The following is a 17302-nucleotide window of genomic DNA, read 5'->3' as shown; positions in this document are numbered from 1 at the left end:
CTGACGCGCTTCCTCGCGCACATCTTGAAAATACTGAGTTTGTTTTAATTCATCTAAACTAAACATAGTTTCTATCTCCCGACGATTGAGAAGCGGTAACTTATAAACGAGAATCGTCTCTATTAATTGTAAGAGTTCTTGCGGTTTTTGGTCGGGGGTTAATTCTTCCCGCACTCTTTGGATTAATTTTCGGGTGCTATCAAGCGCTTTTGCTTTAGATAGGGTGATTAATTGGACTGTAGCTAAACCAATGGAAGTTTGAGGAATGTTTTCTAATTCATTCAGATAAATCCGTCTCACTCGCTCGGAGTTGAGAAGTTCCCGATAGCGTTGAACTTTATCGGTTTCTACTTGAGGGTTAGGATAGACAATCACACCTCGCCAATCATTGGTTAAGTCGGTTTTACTGAGATATAAGAATATTTCGGTGAAAAAGCGGCGATAAAAAGCCTCATCTTCTAAATCCGTTGAGTAACGCACAGAAAACGGGTTTCTCCGAGAAACCCGTTTTCTACTCATGCCTTGGCTTCGCTGATAGGGAGTTGAATTAATTCAAAGAAGATAGAGGGGAAAGATTGAAAGAGTTGAGTTGATAAAAAATTGTGTCAGTTTTCATGCTCTTATTTTATAGCAGTACCCGCTAAGATTAGGACGTTTTGTTCCCCCCTAACCCCTAAAATAGCGCAATCTTAATCATTACCGATTAATTTAAGATGTTTCCTTGGCGAACCCTTCCAGTCTCTCCCCGATGGGCTTTTTTCCGTGTTCATCAATAAAAAACGGAGAATACTTGACAAATTCGGGGGGGGGGTAGAATTATGCTGCTTATTACTATTAAGCAATGATTTATGGGGTATAAATAGCAATTTTTCCCCAGTATTGGCCATGAAATTAACTTGTCAATTGATCAAAAATGACTAATCAACTGCTAAAAGCCCTTTGCCTTCCTGCGGTGACTTGTGCCGTTTTCAGTGCCATTCCCGCCCATGCCGCCATTTTTACCGCTACCTATACGGGTACTGTTGCAGCAGTCGACTTTTTACCCCTTGTCGATAACGTTACTGTCGGTGATACTGCGGTTATTACCTTTCAGCTTGACAATGGGGGAAGTTCCCTGTTCAACCAAACATGGACCGCCAGTAACATTGTGAGTGTCACCTTCAATTTTGGTAATGGGGCCCACGTTACCACCTTTGATCCTAATGGGGTTGGGGGTAATGGGTTGGATCTTGCTTTAGGAAGCTTTGTCACCGATGCCTCGGGAACATTAACCGCTGTTCCTGCCGATTGGGATGATGGTAATGGTCCCAATGGTCCCAATGTCGTCTCAACCAATTCTGCACAAACGCCTATCGGATGGTTCATCAATGGGGACAATTTCGTTTACTCGACTGATAATTTCTCAAACAAAGTCAATTTGACCAATGTATCAGGTAACATCGTTGCTGCTAACTGGACTATTCAAGGCACCCAGACACAGACAACCCCCGAACCAGGCACCCTTTTAGGCTTATTAGCGGTGGGTTCTCTGGGTGTATTGGCTTGCAAACGTCAATAAATGACCAATTATAGTGTAAGGAAGGTTTAAAAGCCTTCCTTTTTGGTTAGGGACAAAGGCGCTCTCGCTTATTGAATTTTGGCACATAATGGATAAGTAGCTAGACACAATTAATTACACATATCTAATACTAAGTAGGTAGGTATTAAAAACTGTCAGATCCCCCCGCCTATCGGCACCCCCCTTATTAAGGGGGGCAGGGGGGATCGAACCTAAAATCCATTTTTAATTTAATTATAACCAGCTACTTAAATCCGTTGAGTATAGGCTACTTATCAGGATAGGCAAGAGGCAAAAGGAGGAATAGATAATCAGTCTTTAATAACTGGATTTAGTATAACTAGGGTTTATAACTGGGAAAATCGATATAACCTTCCTTGTCAAAAGAATACCAATCTTTCATCTGGGCATCGGGATTAAGGGGCCAATTATTGGCGAATCTTTCCACCAAATCGGGATTACTGATATAGGGGCGACCGAAAGCAATTAAATCCGCATCTCCTAACTGAATAGCGGCTTCAGCAGTTTCTTTTGTATAACCACAATTGCCGATTAATGCACTATTAAAAACAGCCCGAAACTCGGATAAAAGCATCGGTTGACCCTTTTCATGAAAACCAAAAGCCAAGCCATCTAGCAGATGCAAATAAGCTAAATTGTACTCATTTAATCTTTGGGCAACATAGAGAAAAGTTTCTCGAAAATCCTCGGAACCCATGTCATTATAAACGCCATTGGGAGACAGACGCACCCCCACCCGATGACTGGGAAAAACAGTTAAAATTGCCTCGACTATTTCCTGTAAAAAACGATAGCGATTTGCCAAACTGCCACCGTACTTATCCTGACGCTGATTGGTGGCCGATTGTAGAAAAGTATCGATTAAATAACCATTAGCCCCGTGAATTTCTATGCCATCAAACCCCGCTAATTTTGCCCTCTGAGCGGCTTGGCGGTAATCGGCGACAATTGTGGGGATTTCCTCGGTTTCTAAGGCTCTAGGGGTCTCGTAGGGCTGTTTACCTATGGGTGTATGCAACTCCCCCTTAATCCTAATTGCGGAAGGGGCAACCGGTAAAGCCCCATTTTCCTGAAAACTCGGATGAGAAGCGCGACCACAGTGCCACAATTGACAGAACATTGGTGTTCCTTTTCTTTGGGCGATTTTTGTCACCATTTGCCATGCTTGCGCTTGTTCATCGGTGTAGATACCGGGGGTATTTTGCCAACCGTTAGCTTGGGGAGAAATTACCGTCGCTTCTGTAATCATTAATCCGGCGCTGGCCCTTTGTCGGTAATACTCGGCCATTATCTCATTAGCAAGACGTTTTTCTCCGGCTCGCGCTCGCGTCATGGGAGCAAGCACAAGACGATTTTCTAGGTTTAAATCTCCCAATTTAAATTGACTTAAAAGAGCCAGGGAAGTAGTGAAGGAAGTCATCGAATTTGCCGATAGAGAATTTAGGTTAATTTTACCGCAATTAGTTAAAACCGGACAATCACACCCCAGGATGATTGACTGTCTATCTGCGAGATTGTTCCTCTCCTAAGGGAGGATAATTAATCGGGTCAACTAGCTGACTATAATTGATCTTGGTCATAAATCTGACTATAATTACCAGTTATTTAATTTATTCATCGTCCCAAATTAAAGAGACATAAACCATATTTTCTGGTAGTTAAGTCATGATAAATTTCTTGGCAACTTCGGCATCAGAAATATTGCTTAAATCTAAAGAGATAGGAAACTAAACTATCCGATTGCCAAAACAATACCACAGATCCACCTGTCCCCACTTATGTATCAGGGTAGTAACCCCATTCCATCATCTCCTTGACCATTTCTCTCAAGTCATCGTTCTTATTTTTTCCCTCCCACTTGTCATAAAGACGAAAATTGATAGGAGAAAATTTTTTGTCCGATTCGGTAAAAATAGTGTAATTACGCTTATGTTTACCTGACCAGAAATAGTCATTGTGGAGATGTCTAGTAACTCGTTTTTTACCGATAAAACAGGCTTTATAGGGACTAAAACGAAAAAATTACTATTCGGTACTTGCGAATTTTAACAGGGTTTTTCAGAATCAGCATTTTTTAGTAAATCTACCCAAAAATACCCAAAAGAGTTAGACAGCCACTATAGTGCGTTGATAAAAATGGGAAAACACGAGTTTTTAGCAAGCATCGTTCATTTAATTGTGCTGATCTCGAAAAAATTGCTGTTTTTTCACGATTTATTTAGAACTAATTTTTTATTAAAAAAAGATGTTAAAAAAGTCTTGATCAACTTAGGCTTTGTAGCTAGTATGTAAAGCATCTAGCTTCTTCATTGGAGACACCTGAATGAAAGCCCTATTACTGTGGCCGCTGATGCCCAACTCCTTTTGGTCCTATCAAGAGACTTTAGATCTAGCCGGCTTGAGATCAACCAATCCGCCTCTAGGTTTAATTACGGTGGCGGCCCTGTTGCCATCGGATTGGGAAATCCGGTTTGTTGATCGCAATGTCCGATTAGAAACGGCTTCGGATTGGGAGTGGTGCGATTTGGTAATCATCTCCGCCATGATTATTCAGAAAAAGGACTTTCAAGAATTGATTGCCAAAGGGTTGCAGTTGGGTAAAAAAGTGGCTGTAGGCGGGCCTTACCCCACCTCCTATCCAGAAGTTGCCCAAAAAGCTGGGGCAGATTACCTGATTCTGGATGAAGGAGAACTGACAATCCCTCTGTTCCTGGCGGCCCTAGAGCGGGGTGAACCGAGTGGTGTCTTTAGAGCCAGTGAGAAACCTGATGTCACCATGACACCGATCGCCCGCTATGATCTGCTAGATCTAGATGCCTATTTGGCGATTACTGTGCAGTTTTCTCGCGGTTGCCCCTTTCAATGCGAATTTTGTGACATCATCAACCTCTATGGCCGCAAACCGCGCACCAAAACCCCAGAACAAATGTTGGCTGAGTTGGAGACGTTATATCAACTGGGCTGGAGGCGCTACATTTTTGTTGTCGATGACAACTTCATTGGCAATAAGCGGAATGCCAAGGTGTTTCTGCGGCAGTTGATCCCCTGGATGGAAGAACACCAGTATCCCTTTAAACTGATTACGGAAGCTTCCCTTAATCTGGCCGAAGACAGCGAACTGATCGAGTTAATGGTCAAGGCCGGCTTTGTGCTGGTGTTTATGGGGATTGAGACACCAGATACCGATAGCTTAATGGGCATTAACAAGGTTCAAAACACCCGCCAATCCCTGATTGAATCCTGTCACAAAATTACCCGCATGGGGCTGCAGATTATGTCTGGCTTCATTATCGGTTTTGACAATGAGAAACCTGGCGCAGGGCAGCGGATCAAAGATTTTATTATGGAGGCGAGTATTCCCCAAGGGCAGTTTAGCCTGCTGCAGGCCCTGCAAAATACCGCCCTGTGGAATCGCCTGCAACAGGAAGGTCGTCTGGTGGATGGCATGGGTACTTTCCATCAGGGAGCGATGATGAACTTTGAGCCAACTCGCCCAGTGGAAGAGATTACCGAAGAATACATCGATGCTTTCTGGGAAATCTATGATCCTGTTAACTACCTGAAACGAACCTTCAACCATTTCATGATCATGGGGGGATGGCGCGGCAAATCGAACCGTAAATTAGATGGGCAACAGTGGCAATTGTTCCGTTCCTTGCTCTGGCGGCAGGGGATTGTCCGACCGACGCGGTTCCGTTTCTGGTGGCAACTGGCGGTGATTGCCTGGGTCAAGCCCCGTCTGCTAGAAGAGTATCTAGCGACCCTAGGGATAGGTGAGCATTTTTTTGCCTATCGCTATGAAGTCAGAGAACAATTACTAAAACAACTAGCCGATTTGAAGCAACAGAAAGCAAGGATGACAGAAGCTGGCCCTTTAAATCCACCGATAGCGGCATAAACTAAACTTATACCAATATGGGTGGTGGCTCATTTGATCGCAGAGATTTTGGCAAATTTTCCTTTTTAGGATGGTTTTCCTGAGTTGAGATTCTCCCCCCTTACTTTAAGTAAGGGGGAAAAAAATCAATTGGCACGCTGTTCAACCAACAGTTGGTAAGCATGATTAAAATCAGCCGTTGTAATGCGAATCTCAGCCGGGTCAGTCATTCCCTGATGGCGATAACGACGAATTGCCATCAGTGCCGCTTGGTTACATAATAACGCTAAATCTGCGCCATTCCAGCCTTCGGTTGCCTCGGCCCAATAGCCTAAATCCACATCCTCTAAAGGACGTTCATCATTATGGACACCGAGAATTGCTAAACGACTAGAGGCATTCGGTAAATCAACTTTTAACTGTAAATCCAACCGTCCCGCTCGCAATAAGGCTGGATCTAACGCATCTGGGCGATTAGTGGCTCCAATCACTAAAATCGTTGCCCCCGTTTGCAACCCATCTAACTCCGTGAGGATTTGTCCCACAACCCGGTCACTCACTCCTGAATCCCCACTATAACGACCTCTTGCCGGTGCTAAAGTATCAATTTCATCAATAAAAACCACACAAGGTGCTGCCTGACGAGCTTTGGCAAACAACTCACGCACCGCTTGTTCACTCGCACCCACCCATTTACTCAAAAGCTCAGGTCCATTAATACTAATAAAATTAGCTCGCGCCTGAGATGCAACCGCTTTGGCCAATAAGGTTTTTCCCGTTCCGGGGGGACCCCAAAGTAAAATACCTTTGGGAGCTTGGGCTTTGGTTTGCGTATATAATTGCGGATGGAGTAATGCCCCTTCCACGGACTCCTGTAGGGTTTGTTTAATCTGTTCAAGTCCGCCAATATTGTCCCAGTCCACATGGGGAGATTCCACTTCCACAGACCGCAATACCGCCGGTTTAACTTCTTTCAGGGCTTGCAAAAAGTCGGCTTGAACCACCGTCATTGTTTCTGGAATTTGCGAGTCAATCGTAGGAACCTGGCGTCGTAAAGCACTATAGGCCGCTTTCTGGCAAACGGCTTTTAAATCTGACCCGACAAATCCCACCGCATTATCGGCAATCAGATCTAAGGAAACTGATTCATCTAGGGGCATGGAACGGGTGAGAATTTGGAGGATTTCTAAACGGCCCTTGCGGTCAGGCACCCGAAAGAGGACTTCTCGGTCAAACCGTCCAGGGCGACGGAGGGCAGGGTCAAGATGGTCGGGACGGTTTGTCGCCGCTAGAACAATCACCCCTTGGCTTTGGGCAAAGCCATCCATTAAACCCAGCAATTGGGCCACCAGTCTTTTTTCTACTTCCCCTTCAACTTTACTGCGGTCGGGTGCCATGCTATCAATTTCGTCAATAAAAACGATACAAGGCGCATTCTTACCGGCTTTCTCAAAAATTCCCCGCAGTTTTTGCTCAGCCTCCCCATAATATTTGCTGATCACCTCTGGTCCGACTAAGGCAATATAGTTAACACCGAGTTCTTCGGCCAAAGCACGGGCAGTCAGGGTTTTACCGGTTCCAGGTGGTCCGACTAAGAGAACGCCGCGAGTGGGTTCAAGTCCTAACTTGGCCAACAAGTCCGGGCGTTTCAGAGGAATGGCAATTAGTTCTTTGAGTTCTTTAATCACTTCTGTCAAGCCACCAACATCTTTAAGGGAAGCCGTGGTGGGTTCTTCGGGCTGTGTCATACTGTCTTCAACCCCTGAATCAGTGGAGGATGAGCGATTGCGATTGACCTCAAAATCATCCCCACCAGCATTGTTCTGGCGATAAACTCCCCCTGGACGGGGAATACCGCCAGCGCGGGGAATGTTACTCAAGGGACGAGAGTTAAACTGCACTTCGGTTTTAATTTCCCCTTTTTCCAGTTTTTCCTCTAAGGTTTTAGCCAGTTCGACTAATTGCTCAAAGCCTTTGAATAGTTCTACCATAAAATTTCTCCTGAGTCAAGTGAAGGATGGGGACTGGGTAATAGATGGGGTTAAGAAGTCCGACTCTAAAGACTAATTACCTTTAAAATAACAGATCTGCTGCGCCTTTTACCCGGGCTAGAGGTTCTACTGACCGAGGTAAACTGGGTAAGCGGATCAAAGTTTGATCTGGGAATAAATCCCGATCAATTTCCTCATTAGCATGATAACGATTCTGCACGACGTAACGTTGATAGACTCCCTTTTTTTTCAAAGATGCTGTCAATCGCAGTTGTTCGGCAACGATGGCATCTTGGGCTTGCAAAACTCCAATAAATTCTGTATGTTGGGGGTCTTTGAGTTTTTTCTGGGCAGACATCACCTGTTGTCTTAAGATTCGCAATCGTCCCATTAAATCTACACGCCCTAAGACATCTTGATACTTCATCCAAAGCTTAAAAATCCAACTTAACCAATCTCCTAAAGCCGTTGGCATTTCTAAAAATCGCAGGAGATGACCGGTAGGAGCCGTATCTAAAATAATCAAATCTTGTTGTTTCTGGTCTAATAACTCCATTACTTTTACTAGGGACAACATTTCATCAATTCCTGGCAGAGATTGAGCGACAATTTGCCGCCAAGCTTCTGGAGTATAAGCTAGTTTGATATTCCCTTCTTCCTTACCTTCACCACTAATCATTTCTGCCAGTTCCCATAAATAATCATCCCGAAATTTTTCTAAAACGATATTAGCATCAACTTCTTGACCACTTAAATTATCAGTTAATTGCGTGGATTGATGTCCTAACTTTGTCCCAAAGGCATCTCCCAAAGAATGAGCCGGATCAATAGAAATAATTCTAATTTTTTGCTCGGGATGACGATTAGCTAACGCCCAACCAATAGCTGCGGCAACGGTAGTTTTTCCCACTCCCCCCTTGCCACCAATGATAATGAGTTGGCGTTTGTCGTCAATAAAATCACTAAAACTCGGCAGAATTTTTTGCGGCCATTGAATAGGAGGCGGGGCCATAAATTCTACTTTTTCGATAATTTCAATTTGACTCATGATCTGATCTAATGCTTCACCTCCCAGGGGTTCTTTTGCCTGTTGTGGCAGGGTGAAAATTGTTTCTTGACCTGGAATTTTTAGGAATTTATCGAGGAGTTGCTGTTGCTCACTGTAGCGATCTAAATTTTGATTAGGATCCGTTAGAATGCGATTAATAAATAATCTGCCGCAGGGAATATTTAAGTGATGCAAACTATTGAGTAATCGTTCGGTTTCTAATAAACTCATCGGTTCGGCAATTGCCACAATTAAACAAAGGGTAAAATCCCGATCTTGTAGGATTCGTTTGCCTTCGGTTAATTCTGCTTGTGTTTTGACTAAAAAGTCATCCACATCATCGGCATTGTAGGTTTTTGCAAAAGTTTGCGAAATAACACGATGTTTTTCTTGAAACAACTCTAAAGAATTTAAAATAATCTCTAAAAAGTCTTTAATTCCCAATAAATTCAAGGTATGACCAGAGGGAGCCATATCAACAACAATTCGATCTACAACATTGTCAATAAGTAATCGCTGAATTTCTAATAGACCCATGATTTCATCTAAACCTGGCCAGTCTAAATCCCAAACAGGAGTTAAATCTTCTCCTTCAACAAAACTGCCCCGTTCTACTAAAAGTTCTAAAAATTTTCCGTATTTTTCTTTAAATTCTAAGAGCAATTTTTCCGCATCTAATGCCCTAACTTTTAAGTTAGGTAAGTCTTTTACAGATAATGCTTGATCGCTAACTTCTGTTTGCAATACATCCCCTAAAGAATGAGCAGGATCGGTTGAGATTAACAGGATTTGTTCCTCGGGAAATAATTTAGCCCAACGGCGAGCAAATCCACAGGAAAGGGTGGTTTTTCCCACTCCTCCTTTGCCACTAAACATAACTAAATGTCGAGTGTCATAACGACTTAGAGAGTTATTTACCAAGTTAAAGTTAGCCATAGAGAAATCAAGTTAAGTAAAGTGATAGGGGGGAGAAACTTGTCCTAATTGTAATTCCCAACGGGGGCAGGCTTTCTGCCAATGCAAGACTTGCTCGATTAGTAAAGGTTCTTCTTGAAAATCAACTAAAAGATAAATTCGTGATTCTGTCCCTGGAGCAGTAATAATTCTCGTTGACGGATAGCTTTGGGTCACTAAATGCACGAAATTTTGCCATTCTGAACCTTGCAAAGTATAAAAATCTTGTTGGGCTTCATAAAGCTGTTTTTTGGCTAAAAAATATTGTCTGCCCCTGCTTTCAGAAAAGACTACAGGCTCCTCTAGCTTACGGGGAATACATTTTAAAAGATATTCTCCTTTTCCCTCAAGTTCTTCAATTTTTTCTTGATATTCTTGGGCATGAGAACAAAGATGAGTCAGTAAATTTTCTGCCTCTAAAAAAGATGTGCCAAAACGTAAGGGTAAAATAGTGGTTTGTCGAAATAATTCACAGATGACTCGATCATGGCATAAAACCGATTGAATCAAGCGTTCATCATCATTTTGTAAAGTGTCTAAACAAACTTCGGGCTCGACTACGGCCGAGAGCTCTCCACCAGTTATCAGTAACAACGGGTTAGCCATTCCAACGGGTAATGTTAGGCTTTCTATTGGGGTTTTCAAAAAAGCGTAAGTATATAGATTGTACAATTTCATAAGGTTGACCGAAAGAAAATTGACGATTTTTTACGAATTTTTATATTGGGGCGTTGATATGCTAGAATATTCTAAGTTATTCAGGGATTTTTATGACAACCACTCGTCCACCCAGACCAATTAGATCTAAAATTAGCACTATGCCTCGGAAACAATCTGAAGCAGATCACCAACTTGAGCTTTACAAGTTAATTACTGAAAAACAACGTATCCAAGAAAAATTAGAAATGATGGAGCGGCAGATTGAGCAGTTAAAAAGTCGTCTCACGTCTGTGACAGATCAAATTGAGATCACAGAACAAAGTATTCAAAATTTGCGTACAGTCAATCCTCCTAGTGTAGCTAAAAAACCTGATTCCCCCAAAACTGTTGCTCACTCCTCTAATAATTCCAGTAATTTCCAAACTTTTTACCTAGAATATTAAGGCTTAACCAAGGGCTAGTTCTGACCAAGCTTCAACGAGTTCTCCAGCTTGTCAAATCCGCCCTTACTAAGCTTACAATTTGTGATTTTGTTCATGATCTATGTGGTGGGAAAGATTGCAAGTTTAGAGAGAAGATTCAGATTCGTTTTCTGCCTCTTCTTCTTCTTCTAAGGCTTGAATTTTTAATAAAAGTTCTTCTTCCTGAATTTCAAACTCCTCCTCAGAAATGTTGCCCATATCGTAAGATAGTTGTAAGGATAATAACAATTTGTGCAAATTTTCCGCCTCATCATATTCTATATCTGCACGCTCTTGAATTTTCTCCCCAATCCAGATCAGACCCCCAATAGGACCGGTAATAGGAAGAAGTAAAAGATCGAGAAACATAACTGATACTCTCCTTAGATAAGTTGGGCAAAGGTATAGGGTGCAGTTAAATTGTTATAGCGAATCCTTAGGCGATCACCAAACTGCTGATCGATCGCTTCAACGTTTTGGCTAAATTCCGGCTCTTGCTCCCAGGGAATTAAATAAGCTGCATTGTAAATCATGTCATCCGTCATCGGATCGCTTTCAATCACCTCTTGGGCGCGATGATTTAATTGGTCTCTAAAGACTTGAATAATGTCTTGTTTCCGTTGCAATACAGTGGCTTCAATGAGTTGACCTATATGGATAATTTCTTCCATATTTAAGTTTTTCCCCATCATCGCATCCCGTTCTTGCTTTAACTTAGGATTAGACTCCAAAGCCGCTTGTAATTCCCACTGATTATCCCAAAAAATCTTAATGCTAACCTCTCGTTGTCCTGACAGTTTAGCAAATAATTCTTTCAGTTGGGTTTTATAGGGAGTAATTAGTTGTTCGGTGACGGATTCCCAGGTTTTGATAACTAAGCCAAACCGCAGGGGCAACAACGTTGTAAACCCTGCTTCCATGACAGTTTCTAATACTTTTTCATGGCAAATTAAATAGCGACGGGATGCCAAATACTTCTCTTTATGAGCAGCGGAGTAGAGAAAACTAAAACCCTCAATCATCTCACTGTGAACCGGCTCATTATCAATCCCTTGCAAAACCAGTCCGTCAGGAACTGGTTCGGGAAATATTCCATATAAATAAAGACCCACTGTCATCAGTATTCTCCCAAATTAAACCGGCTGAGAAGTTAAAACCAAACGAAGCTTTAGATGAATTAGATCTAGTTGAGCTAAACCCAGATCAACATTTCCTTCCACAACAACCCCTGTATTGAGGAGTCGATCCACTAATTCTAACACAGAAGGCTTAATACCCTCCTCTCCCGGGTAATAACTCCCCGCTTCCGGTAAAAGAGTGCCAAACTCTCCTAGGTGGACATTTAAATCTTCTGGCTCAACCTCAAAAATTTCACACAAATGGAGAATTTGTTCTTGCAATTTTTGTATACTTTCTGCAGCTCTATCTAAATCAGACTCACTGAGAACCCCTTTTTCCATCCGACGAATGATTTGGGCTTCGAGCAATTGGCGTACCAGTTCCACAACAGTTAACAGTAAAGGGGCTAAACCAGCTTGGCTATTACTTTCTGGAGGGGTCAGCAAGGCTTGATTATCAGAATCGTAAGGTGTGCAAGCAAGTGTCATGGTTGGAGTTGGTAAATGAGGAGTTCTTAAGGGTGAGTCTCTAGTGGGGGGCTTGGCCAAGAAATTTTATCTGAGGGAAAAAATGATGTAACCAAGCAATGTCAACTTCCCGCCACCCTGTGAAGATTCTAGTGACGAATTTACCCGACAGGAGGAATGTGCTTGATTATTTTAACTGGTATCGTAGCCCTCGATTGCCCCCGATTGGGGTAGGGATTTTAAGGCTTAAAGTTTAGCTGCCGAGGTTTCTGTTAATAAGGCTTGGGATTGGCTATAGAGATAGGAGTCGCTTGCCCACCCATTAATTGCCATCTCCCTTGCTCTATCAACAGAGGCAATCGTTAACTGCTGTAAACTTCTTGACCGTTTGAGGATTCAATTGAGGAATTTCAATATATACGAGGAATGTGCTTGATCGTTGGGACTGCCATCACGTCTCTCCATTACACTCCATTTGGTTAAGGATTTTAAGGTTTGAAGTCGGCGTGAAAGTTCCAGGTTTTCTGCGAATAAAGCTTGGCCTTGGCTAGGGAGGTAGGGATAACCTTGCAAGCTGTTAATCGCAGTTTCCCTGGCCTTATCAAGGGGGGCAATCGTCTCGTGTAAATTTCCTAACCTTTGAGGATTCAGGTGAGGAATTTCACGCATCTGAGGAATGTGCTTCATCGTTCGGACTGGTATCATGGCTCTCCATTGCACTCGATTGGTTTAAGGATTTTAGGGTTTCAAGCTCAGTTTCTAGGGTTTGGAGTCGGAGTGAAAGTTCCCGATTTTCTGCTAGTAAAGCTTGGGATTGGCTATGGAGGTAGGGATCACCTTCCCACCAGTTGATTCCCATTTCCCTGGCTTTATCAACAGAGGCAATTAACAAGCGAATGCGGATATTTATAAGTTCAGTGGAGGCGATCGAAACGGAAATATCGCCGGCAATCACAATTCCTTTATCTAAAACTCGTTCGAGTATATCCGCTAAACTCGAACCTTGAGTTGCTGTTTTTAGGGAGTTGTTTGACTGGTTTCTGAGCGAGCCAGCAAAAGTGGAAGAAGTCACGGTTGGTTTCACTCAATAAGAGTATATAATTAGTCTTTTCGCTGGGGCAAGTTGCCTCGCAGTAAAGATTGAATGGCTTTTAAGGATTGATTTCCTGTCGAAGGCTCAGAAGTTGACGCTTGGGCATCGGAAGGCTCCTCTTCCTCTACAAAGGATAAGGATTCTAACGGATTGTCCTCGAGGATTTCCCATAAAATCGCTCTTGACTTATCAACAGATAAATTGGTGCGGGACAAAAGAACATCGGCGCAGATATCACGGAAGTCCGAGTCAGAGGAATCAGCCGCAATATCGTGAGAGGCGCAGACTTTAGCAATCATTAAACAAGAGCGCAAACCCGACGTTTTTTCAGTCCCAGTTTTCACCCGGAAGGTTTTGACGAGGTTGACAATAAATAAAGCATCTTCTCGACCAATCCCCGTTTTTTGGGCAAGAATTTCAGTCTGAGTCAGTTGATCTGGTTCAGGCATATTGATAGTTACCAACCGATCCATTAAAGCATCTTGGGTGGCATGAACCCCACAGTATTCTTCTGGGTTGGAGGTGAAAATTGCCCGAAACTGAGAATTGACTTGTAGGTAATCGGGTTGATGGCTAGTGGGCGGCAGGGTGAGAATTTTTTCTTCCAAGGCAGAGAGTAAAACGTTGTTGACCTCAGGTCGAGAACGATTGAACTCATCATAAACTAGGGTAAACCCCTCTCGACAGGCCATCGTTAACCGAGAATCCACCCAATTGTGTTTTAGCTCGTCTTCAACCTTGAGAACGCTGTGGATATAGTTATCCATCAGTTTTTTATGGGTGTAGCCAGACTGGCTACCAATTAAATCGGAACTGGTAAAGTCATCATCGCCAAAGATTAGCATCACAGGTCTGGCTAAACAATTGGCCAGGTGCATTGCCAAGGTGGTTTTTCCCGTTCCTGCCGGACCACATAGATGGATGGAAAAACCAGCGTTTAGATAACGTAAGGCGCGAGTGGCAACTTGATCAATCGAAGGCGTAACAACAAATTGACCGGGGCGAAGGGAGAGGACGGCTCTTCTTGTTTGAGTTTCAGTAAATGTCATAGTCGAAATCTAGTAAATACCATTGATAATCCCCGCCTGAAGCGGACGGATATTCTCGAGCTAACAACTGCTGGTTCAGGTTTCCCTTTAATAACCGAGTAGGCAAGGACGCTCGTGTTACCCGAATTTTACGGCAAGTTTAATCGTCTTTAGCTTTTAAGGCTTACCTCATAATAATATCACAAAAAATTAGGAACTGTCATCAATTAGATCTAGAACCTTGATTATGAAGGTATTTTTAGGATATTCATTAGTCAAGGGTCCAAGGGTCGAAAATTATTGTCTAGATTACTTTTCAAGACTTAAACAATAACAATCTCCAAGCAGATGCAGTCCTTTTCACTTACCTCCTTTGTCAATCTTTGTCAATATAGCGCTTTTCACGTTACTGAGGTATCGACAAGTTTTGCCAACAAAGGGTTTAAGCCTCTTGCCCATGCCTCATTCTGATGAAAACTGCTATAAAATACTACTAATGACAACATTAACTATAAACTAAGTGAAGTTTTATATACTTCTTAATTTACCAGAAACCTAGAGCGGACTAAATAGGAACCCAGCACTTCTAGGTTGAGTCTAGAAACTTAGAAAAACAGGACCAGCATAGTAGGTTGAAAACCAAAAGCTTATTGTTGTATTCTCAGATAGTCCTCTAGTTTAGCCAGGAAAAGGGACTAGAGGTTTTTTACTCTAGCCCTAGGGTTAAGTGGGTTGGAATTAACCTAGAGATTTATTTGCCAAAAACGTAGATAGACAAATCTTGACGAAATTGACGCAATTCGTCTTTTAGCTGTTTCGCTTCAGCTAAACGTCTTTCTTGAAATTGACTTAAATCATCCTTCACCTGTTTAGCTCGATCTAGATGAAGTTGGCGTAAGTCGTCCTCTAGCTGCTTCGCTGCCGCTAAACGCTGTTCTTGGAATTGACTTAAATCCTCTTTCAGCTGTTTAGCTCGATCTAGATGCTGTTGACGTAAGTCGTTCTCCAGCTGTTTTGCTGCTGCTAAACGTTGTTCTTGGAATTGACTTAAATCGTCCTTTAGCTGTTTGGCTCGGTCTAGACGCTGTTGACGTAAGTCATCATCTAACCGTTTCGCTTCAGCTAAACGTTGTTCTTGAAATTGACGTAAATCCTCTTTTTGCTTTTCCGCCTGAGCTAAACGCTGTTTTTGGGTAGCTGTTAAGAACAAGTGGCTTTCCTGTTGAACTTTTTGGAAAGATTGGCGCAAAGCAGTTGCCTGTTCTTGCGCTTGTTTTTGTCTTTCAGTTTTGACATCCAACAGAAAAGATTGTACTTCTCGCGAGAGTTTAGCTACTTCTTCAGCAATCGATAAACGATCCTGGCGGAACTGTTCCATGAGAGCAGGCATGGGGTTGTCCTCAATTACTAAATACTATGGAATGGATTTGACCCAATCACCCGTTAGAAAAACCTTCACGGAGACTGGGGGGAGAGACAGCAGATTTCGACTTTTCTTATCATCCCAAAGTTGAGGTAGGGGACTACCCCAGACTGAGGGGCGCAACCTCCCACCCCCAAAATGGCTTTCTACTCAGAAAAATAGTCAGCCTTACATTCTGGCGATAGACAGTAAACCTAGCTACAAAGGTCAAAATCACGGTTACAAAAATAACTTGTATAGGCCTAGCTTTGTTTTTGCTATCCGTTGCCGTGCCAACCTTGTCAATCATAGACCATTGCGCCCCAAGAGAGGGGTAACTAGACTCAATAGGGATTTAAAGAAAAGCCGAGGATCTGGAAAACCCAGTAGGGTTTTCACTCAGCAGATAGGAGAATCTGGGATCAACCCTTAAGCAGGAACCGCTGCAGATTGAGTCAGACCAACAGCTTCAGCATATTTGAGGTAGGTTTCAACAGAAGCGATAACTACACGAGCTTCAATCGCTAATAATTCGATGCCCACCAGAGATACGCGAGCCCAAGCATCAATAACGATACCTTTGTCAAGGATACGATCGATAACTTCAGCTAAGCTGGAGGAAGAGTTAGTTTTTTCAACTGCCATGGTAATAGACCTTTTTGTTAGTTTTATAGAGAGTGTACAGCGCTGATCCAAAAGTTGAGATTGCGAGCTACCCCAGACCAAGGGGCGCGGCTTCCTACCCAAAGAATTGCTTTCTATTCCAAAAAATAGTGAGCCTTACACTCTGGTGATTGGGGGTAAACCTAGCTACAAGGGACAAAATCACGGTTACAAAAATAATTTGTCTGCGTCTAGCTTTGTCTTCGCTATCCGTTGCCGTGTCAACCCTATCAATTATAGACTATTGCGCCCCAAGACAGGGGTAACTAAACTCAACAGGGATTAAAGAAAAGCCGAGAGTCTGGAAAACCCGGTAGGGTTTTAACTCAGCCGATGGGAGAATCTGTGATCAATCCTTAAGCAGGAACCGCTGCAGATTGAGTCAGACCAACGGCTTCAGCATATTTGAGGTAGGTTTCAACCGAAGCGATAACTACACGAGCTTCAATCGCTAATAATTCGATTCCGACGAGAGATACGCGAGCCCAAGCATCAATAACGATACCTTTGTCAAGAATACGATCGATAACTTCAGCCAAGCTAGAGGAAGAGTTAGTTTTTTCAACTGCCATGGTAATAGACCTTTTTGTTGTTTTCATAGAAGGTGTACAGTGCTGAAGTCATGGAGGATTCAGAAATCCATTTAGTTTTTCTGCCTTCATCACTTCCGCACTTTTAAAGATAACACCCTTATTTTGTCGTTGTCAATATCTAATCTCAAGTTTTTGGTTAAGAAATGTACGATTCTTTAGTTAAGAAATGTAGTCAATTCTCATTTTTGGGGTTAAGAAATGTAATCAATTCTCAGAAAAGGCCCACCTATGCTTTCATTATTAAGTGATCGCTGGCTCTAGCCAAGAACTTACATAGAACGAATCAACTAATAGTAAAAGCCTTGCAAAGCAAGGCTTTTAGGTGCTTAAGGCACAAATGTATTGAAATTTTAGTTTTAACGTTCGC

The 17302-nt window shown here is 42.7% G+C and carries 17 protein-coding genes; 3 read left to right on the top strand and 14 right to left on the bottom strand.

What is annotated here, in order from left to right:
* Positions 1 to 519: Rpn family recombination-promoting nuclease/putative transposase (locus tag IM473_RS19380; protein WP_502845934.1), on the bottom strand; the 519-nt coding region annotated here is incomplete at its 3' end.
* Positions 520 to 913: 394 nt separating this feature from the next.
* Between IM473_RS19380 and IM473_RS19375 the strand changes: the two genes are divergently transcribed.
* Positions 914 to 1558 (top strand): PEP-CTERM sorting domain-containing protein, encoded by a 645-nt coding sequence (locus tag IM473_RS19375; protein WP_287658233.1) that lies wholly within the window; start codon positions 914 to 916, stop codon positions 1556 to 1558.
* 340 nt (positions 1559 to 1898) lie between these two features.
* Here IM473_RS19375 and IM473_RS19370 read toward each other — a convergent pair whose 3' ends face one another.
* A complete protein-coding gene (locus IM473_RS19370; RefSeq protein WP_287658234.1) occupies positions 1899 to 2999 on the bottom strand; it encodes an alkene reductase in 1101 nt (366 codons plus the stop codon).
* A 903-nt stretch (positions 3000 to 3902) separates the two neighbouring features.
* Here IM473_RS19370 and IM473_RS19360 point away from each other — a divergent pair.
* Positions 3903 to 5477 (top strand): B12-binding domain-containing radical SAM protein, encoded by a 1575-nt coding sequence (locus IM473_RS19360; RefSeq protein WP_287658235.1) that lies wholly within the window; start codon positions 3903 to 3905, stop codon positions 5475 to 5477.
* A 125-nt stretch (positions 5478 to 5602) separates the two neighbouring features.
* Here the strand turns inward: IM473_RS19360 and IM473_RS19355 are convergent, their stop codons facing one another.
* The 3 genes from IM473_RS19355 to IM473_RS19345 form a co-directional block, all read right to left on the bottom strand.
* Positions 5603 to 7447, bottom strand: coding sequence for an AAA family ATPase (locus IM473_RS19355; protein WP_287658236.1), 1845 nt, complete (start codon positions 7445 to 7447; stop codon positions 5603 to 5605).
* A gap of 82 nt (positions 7448 to 7529) precedes the next feature.
* Entirely contained in the window at positions 7530 to 9431 is a 1902-nt protein-coding gene (locus IM473_RS19350; RefSeq protein WP_287658237.1) for an ArsA family ATPase, read from the bottom strand.
* A gap of 12 nt (positions 9432 to 9443) precedes the next feature.
* Entirely contained in the window at positions 9444 to 10127 is a 684-nt protein-coding gene (locus IM473_RS19345; RefSeq protein ID WP_287658238.1) for a GvpL/GvpF family gas vesicle protein, read from the bottom strand.
* A gap of 92 nt (positions 10128 to 10219) precedes the next feature.
* Here IM473_RS19345 and IM473_RS19340 point away from each other — a divergent pair, with 92 nt between their 5' ends.
* Positions 10220 to 10552, top strand: a complete 333-nt coding sequence (locus tag IM473_RS19340; RefSeq protein WP_353737433.1) for a gas vesicle protein — start codon at positions 10220 to 10222, stop codon at positions 10550 to 10552.
* 123 nt (positions 10553 to 10675) lie between these two features.
* Here the strand turns inward: IM473_RS19340 and IM473_RS19335 are convergent, their stop codons facing one another.
* From IM473_RS19335 to gvpA (IM473_RS19295), 9 genes are all read right to left on the bottom strand, one after another.
* Positions 10676 to 10939: a gas vesicle protein GvpG gene (locus tag IM473_RS19335; protein ID WP_287658240.1), complete on the bottom strand. Its 264-nt coding sequence runs from the start codon at positions 10937 to 10939 to the stop codon at positions 10676 to 10678.
* Positions 10940 to 10953: 14 nt separating this feature from the next.
* The gene (gene gvpF, locus IM473_RS19330; protein WP_287658241.1) at positions 10954 to 11688 is read right to left on the bottom strand and encodes a gas vesicle protein GvpF; all 735 of its coding nucleotides are present in this window, start codon (positions 11686 to 11688) and stop codon (positions 10954 to 10956) included.
* A gap of 15 nt (positions 11689 to 11703) precedes the next feature.
* Positions 11704 to 12177, bottom strand: a complete 474-nt coding sequence (locus IM473_RS19325; protein ID WP_104395505.1) for a gas vesicle protein K — start codon at positions 12175 to 12177, stop codon at positions 11704 to 11706.
* 375 nt (positions 12178 to 12552) lie between these two features.
* Positions 12553 to 12861, bottom strand: a complete 309-nt coding sequence (locus IM473_RS19320) for a hypothetical protein (RefSeq protein ID WP_002803843.1) — start codon at positions 12859 to 12861, stop codon at positions 12553 to 12555.
* Positions 12818 to 13228: a gas vesicle protein gene (locus tag IM473_RS19315; protein ID WP_287658242.1), complete on the bottom strand. Its 411-nt coding sequence runs from the start codon at positions 13226 to 13228 to the stop codon at positions 12818 to 12820. Before IM473_RS19315 ends, IM473_RS19320 begins: the two co-directional genes overlap by 44 nt.
* A 29-nt stretch (positions 13229 to 13257) precedes the next feature.
* Entirely contained in the window at positions 13258 to 14298 is a 1041-nt protein-coding gene (gene gvpN, locus IM473_RS19310; RefSeq protein ID WP_287658243.1) for a gas vesicle protein GvpN, read from the bottom strand.
* Positions 14299 to 15028: 730 nt separating this feature from the next.
* A complete protein-coding gene (gvpC, locus tag IM473_RS19305; protein WP_002803850.1) occupies positions 15029 to 15667 on the bottom strand; it encodes a gas vesicle protein GvpC in 639 nt (212 codons plus the stop codon).
* 441 nt (positions 15668 to 16108) lie between these two features.
* Positions 16109 to 16324, bottom strand: a complete 216-nt coding sequence (gvpA, locus tag IM473_RS19300) for a gas vesicle structural protein GvpA (RefSeq protein ID WP_002735503.1) — start codon at positions 16322 to 16324, stop codon at positions 16109 to 16111.
* Between the two features lie 374 nt (positions 16325 to 16698).
* Positions 16699 to 16941: a gas vesicle structural protein GvpA gene (gene gvpA, locus IM473_RS19295; RefSeq protein WP_425311603.1), complete on the bottom strand. Its 243-nt coding sequence runs from the start codon at positions 16939 to 16941 to the stop codon at positions 16699 to 16701.
* Positions 16942 to 17302 lie beyond the last annotated feature (361 nt).

The sequence above is a fragment of the Microcystis sp. M015S2 genome (genome assembly GCF_020245945.1).
Lineage (GTDB): Bacteria > Cyanobacteriota > Cyanobacteriia > Cyanobacteriales > Microcystaceae > Microcystis.
This window is presented reverse-complemented; position numbering and strand designations above follow the sequence as displayed.

Excerpts from the sequence above, each read along its gene's own strand:
- IM473_RS19375 (WP_287658233.1), top strand. The coding sequence starts at position 914 with ATGACTAATCAACTGCTAAAAGCCCTTTGCCTTCCTGCGGTGACTTGT.
- IM473_RS19370 (WP_287658234.1), bottom strand. The coding sequence starts at position 2,999 with ATGACTTCCTTCACTACTTCCCTGGCTCTTTTAAGTCAATTTAAATTG.
- IM473_RS19360 (WP_287658235.1), top strand. The coding sequence starts at position 3,903 with ATGAAAGCCCTATTACTGTGGCCGCTGATGCCCAACTCCTTTTGGTCC.
- IM473_RS19355 (WP_287658236.1), bottom strand. The coding sequence starts at position 7,447 with ATGGTAGAACTATTCAAAGGCTTTGAGCAATTAGTCGAACTGGCTAAA.
- IM473_RS19350 (WP_287658237.1), bottom strand. The coding sequence starts at position 9,431 with ATGGCTAACTTTAACTTGGTAAATAACTCTCTAAGTCGTTATGACACT.
- IM473_RS19345 (WP_287658238.1), bottom strand. The coding sequence starts at position 10,127 with ATGAAATTGTACAATCTATATACTTACGCTTTTTTGAAAACCCCAATA.
- IM473_RS19340 (WP_353737433.1), top strand. The coding sequence starts at position 10,220 with ATGACAACCACTCGTCCACCCAGACCAATTAGATCTAAAATTAGCACT.
- IM473_RS19335 (WP_287658240.1), bottom strand. The coding sequence starts at position 10,939 with ATGTTTCTCGATCTTTTACTTCTTCCTATTACCGGTCCTATTGGGGGT.
- gvpF (WP_287658241.1), bottom strand. The coding sequence starts at position 11,688 with ATGACAGTGGGTCTTTATTTATATGGAATATTTCCCGAACCAGTTCCT.
- IM473_RS19325 (WP_104395505.1), bottom strand. The coding sequence starts at position 12,177 with ATGACACTTGCTTGCACACCTTACGATTCTGATAATCAAGCCTTGCTG.
- IM473_RS19320 (WP_002803843.1), bottom strand. The coding sequence starts at position 12,861 with ATGATACCAGTCCGAACGATGAAGCACATTCCTCAGATGCGTGAAATT.
- gvpN (WP_287658243.1), bottom strand. The coding sequence starts at position 14,298 with ATGACATTTACTGAAACTCAAACAAGAAGAGCCGTCCTCTCCCTTCGC.
- gvpC (WP_002803850.1), bottom strand. The coding sequence starts at position 15,667 with ATGCCTGCTCTCATGGAACAGTTCCGCCAGGATCGTTTATCGATTGCT.
- gvpA (WP_002735503.1), bottom strand. The coding sequence starts at position 16,324 with ATGGCAGTTGAAAAAACTAACTCTTCCTCCAGCTTAGCTGAAGTTATC.
- gvpA (WP_425311603.1), bottom strand. The coding sequence starts at position 16,941 with ATGAAAACAACAAAAAGGTCTATTACCATGGCAGTTGAAAAAACTAAC.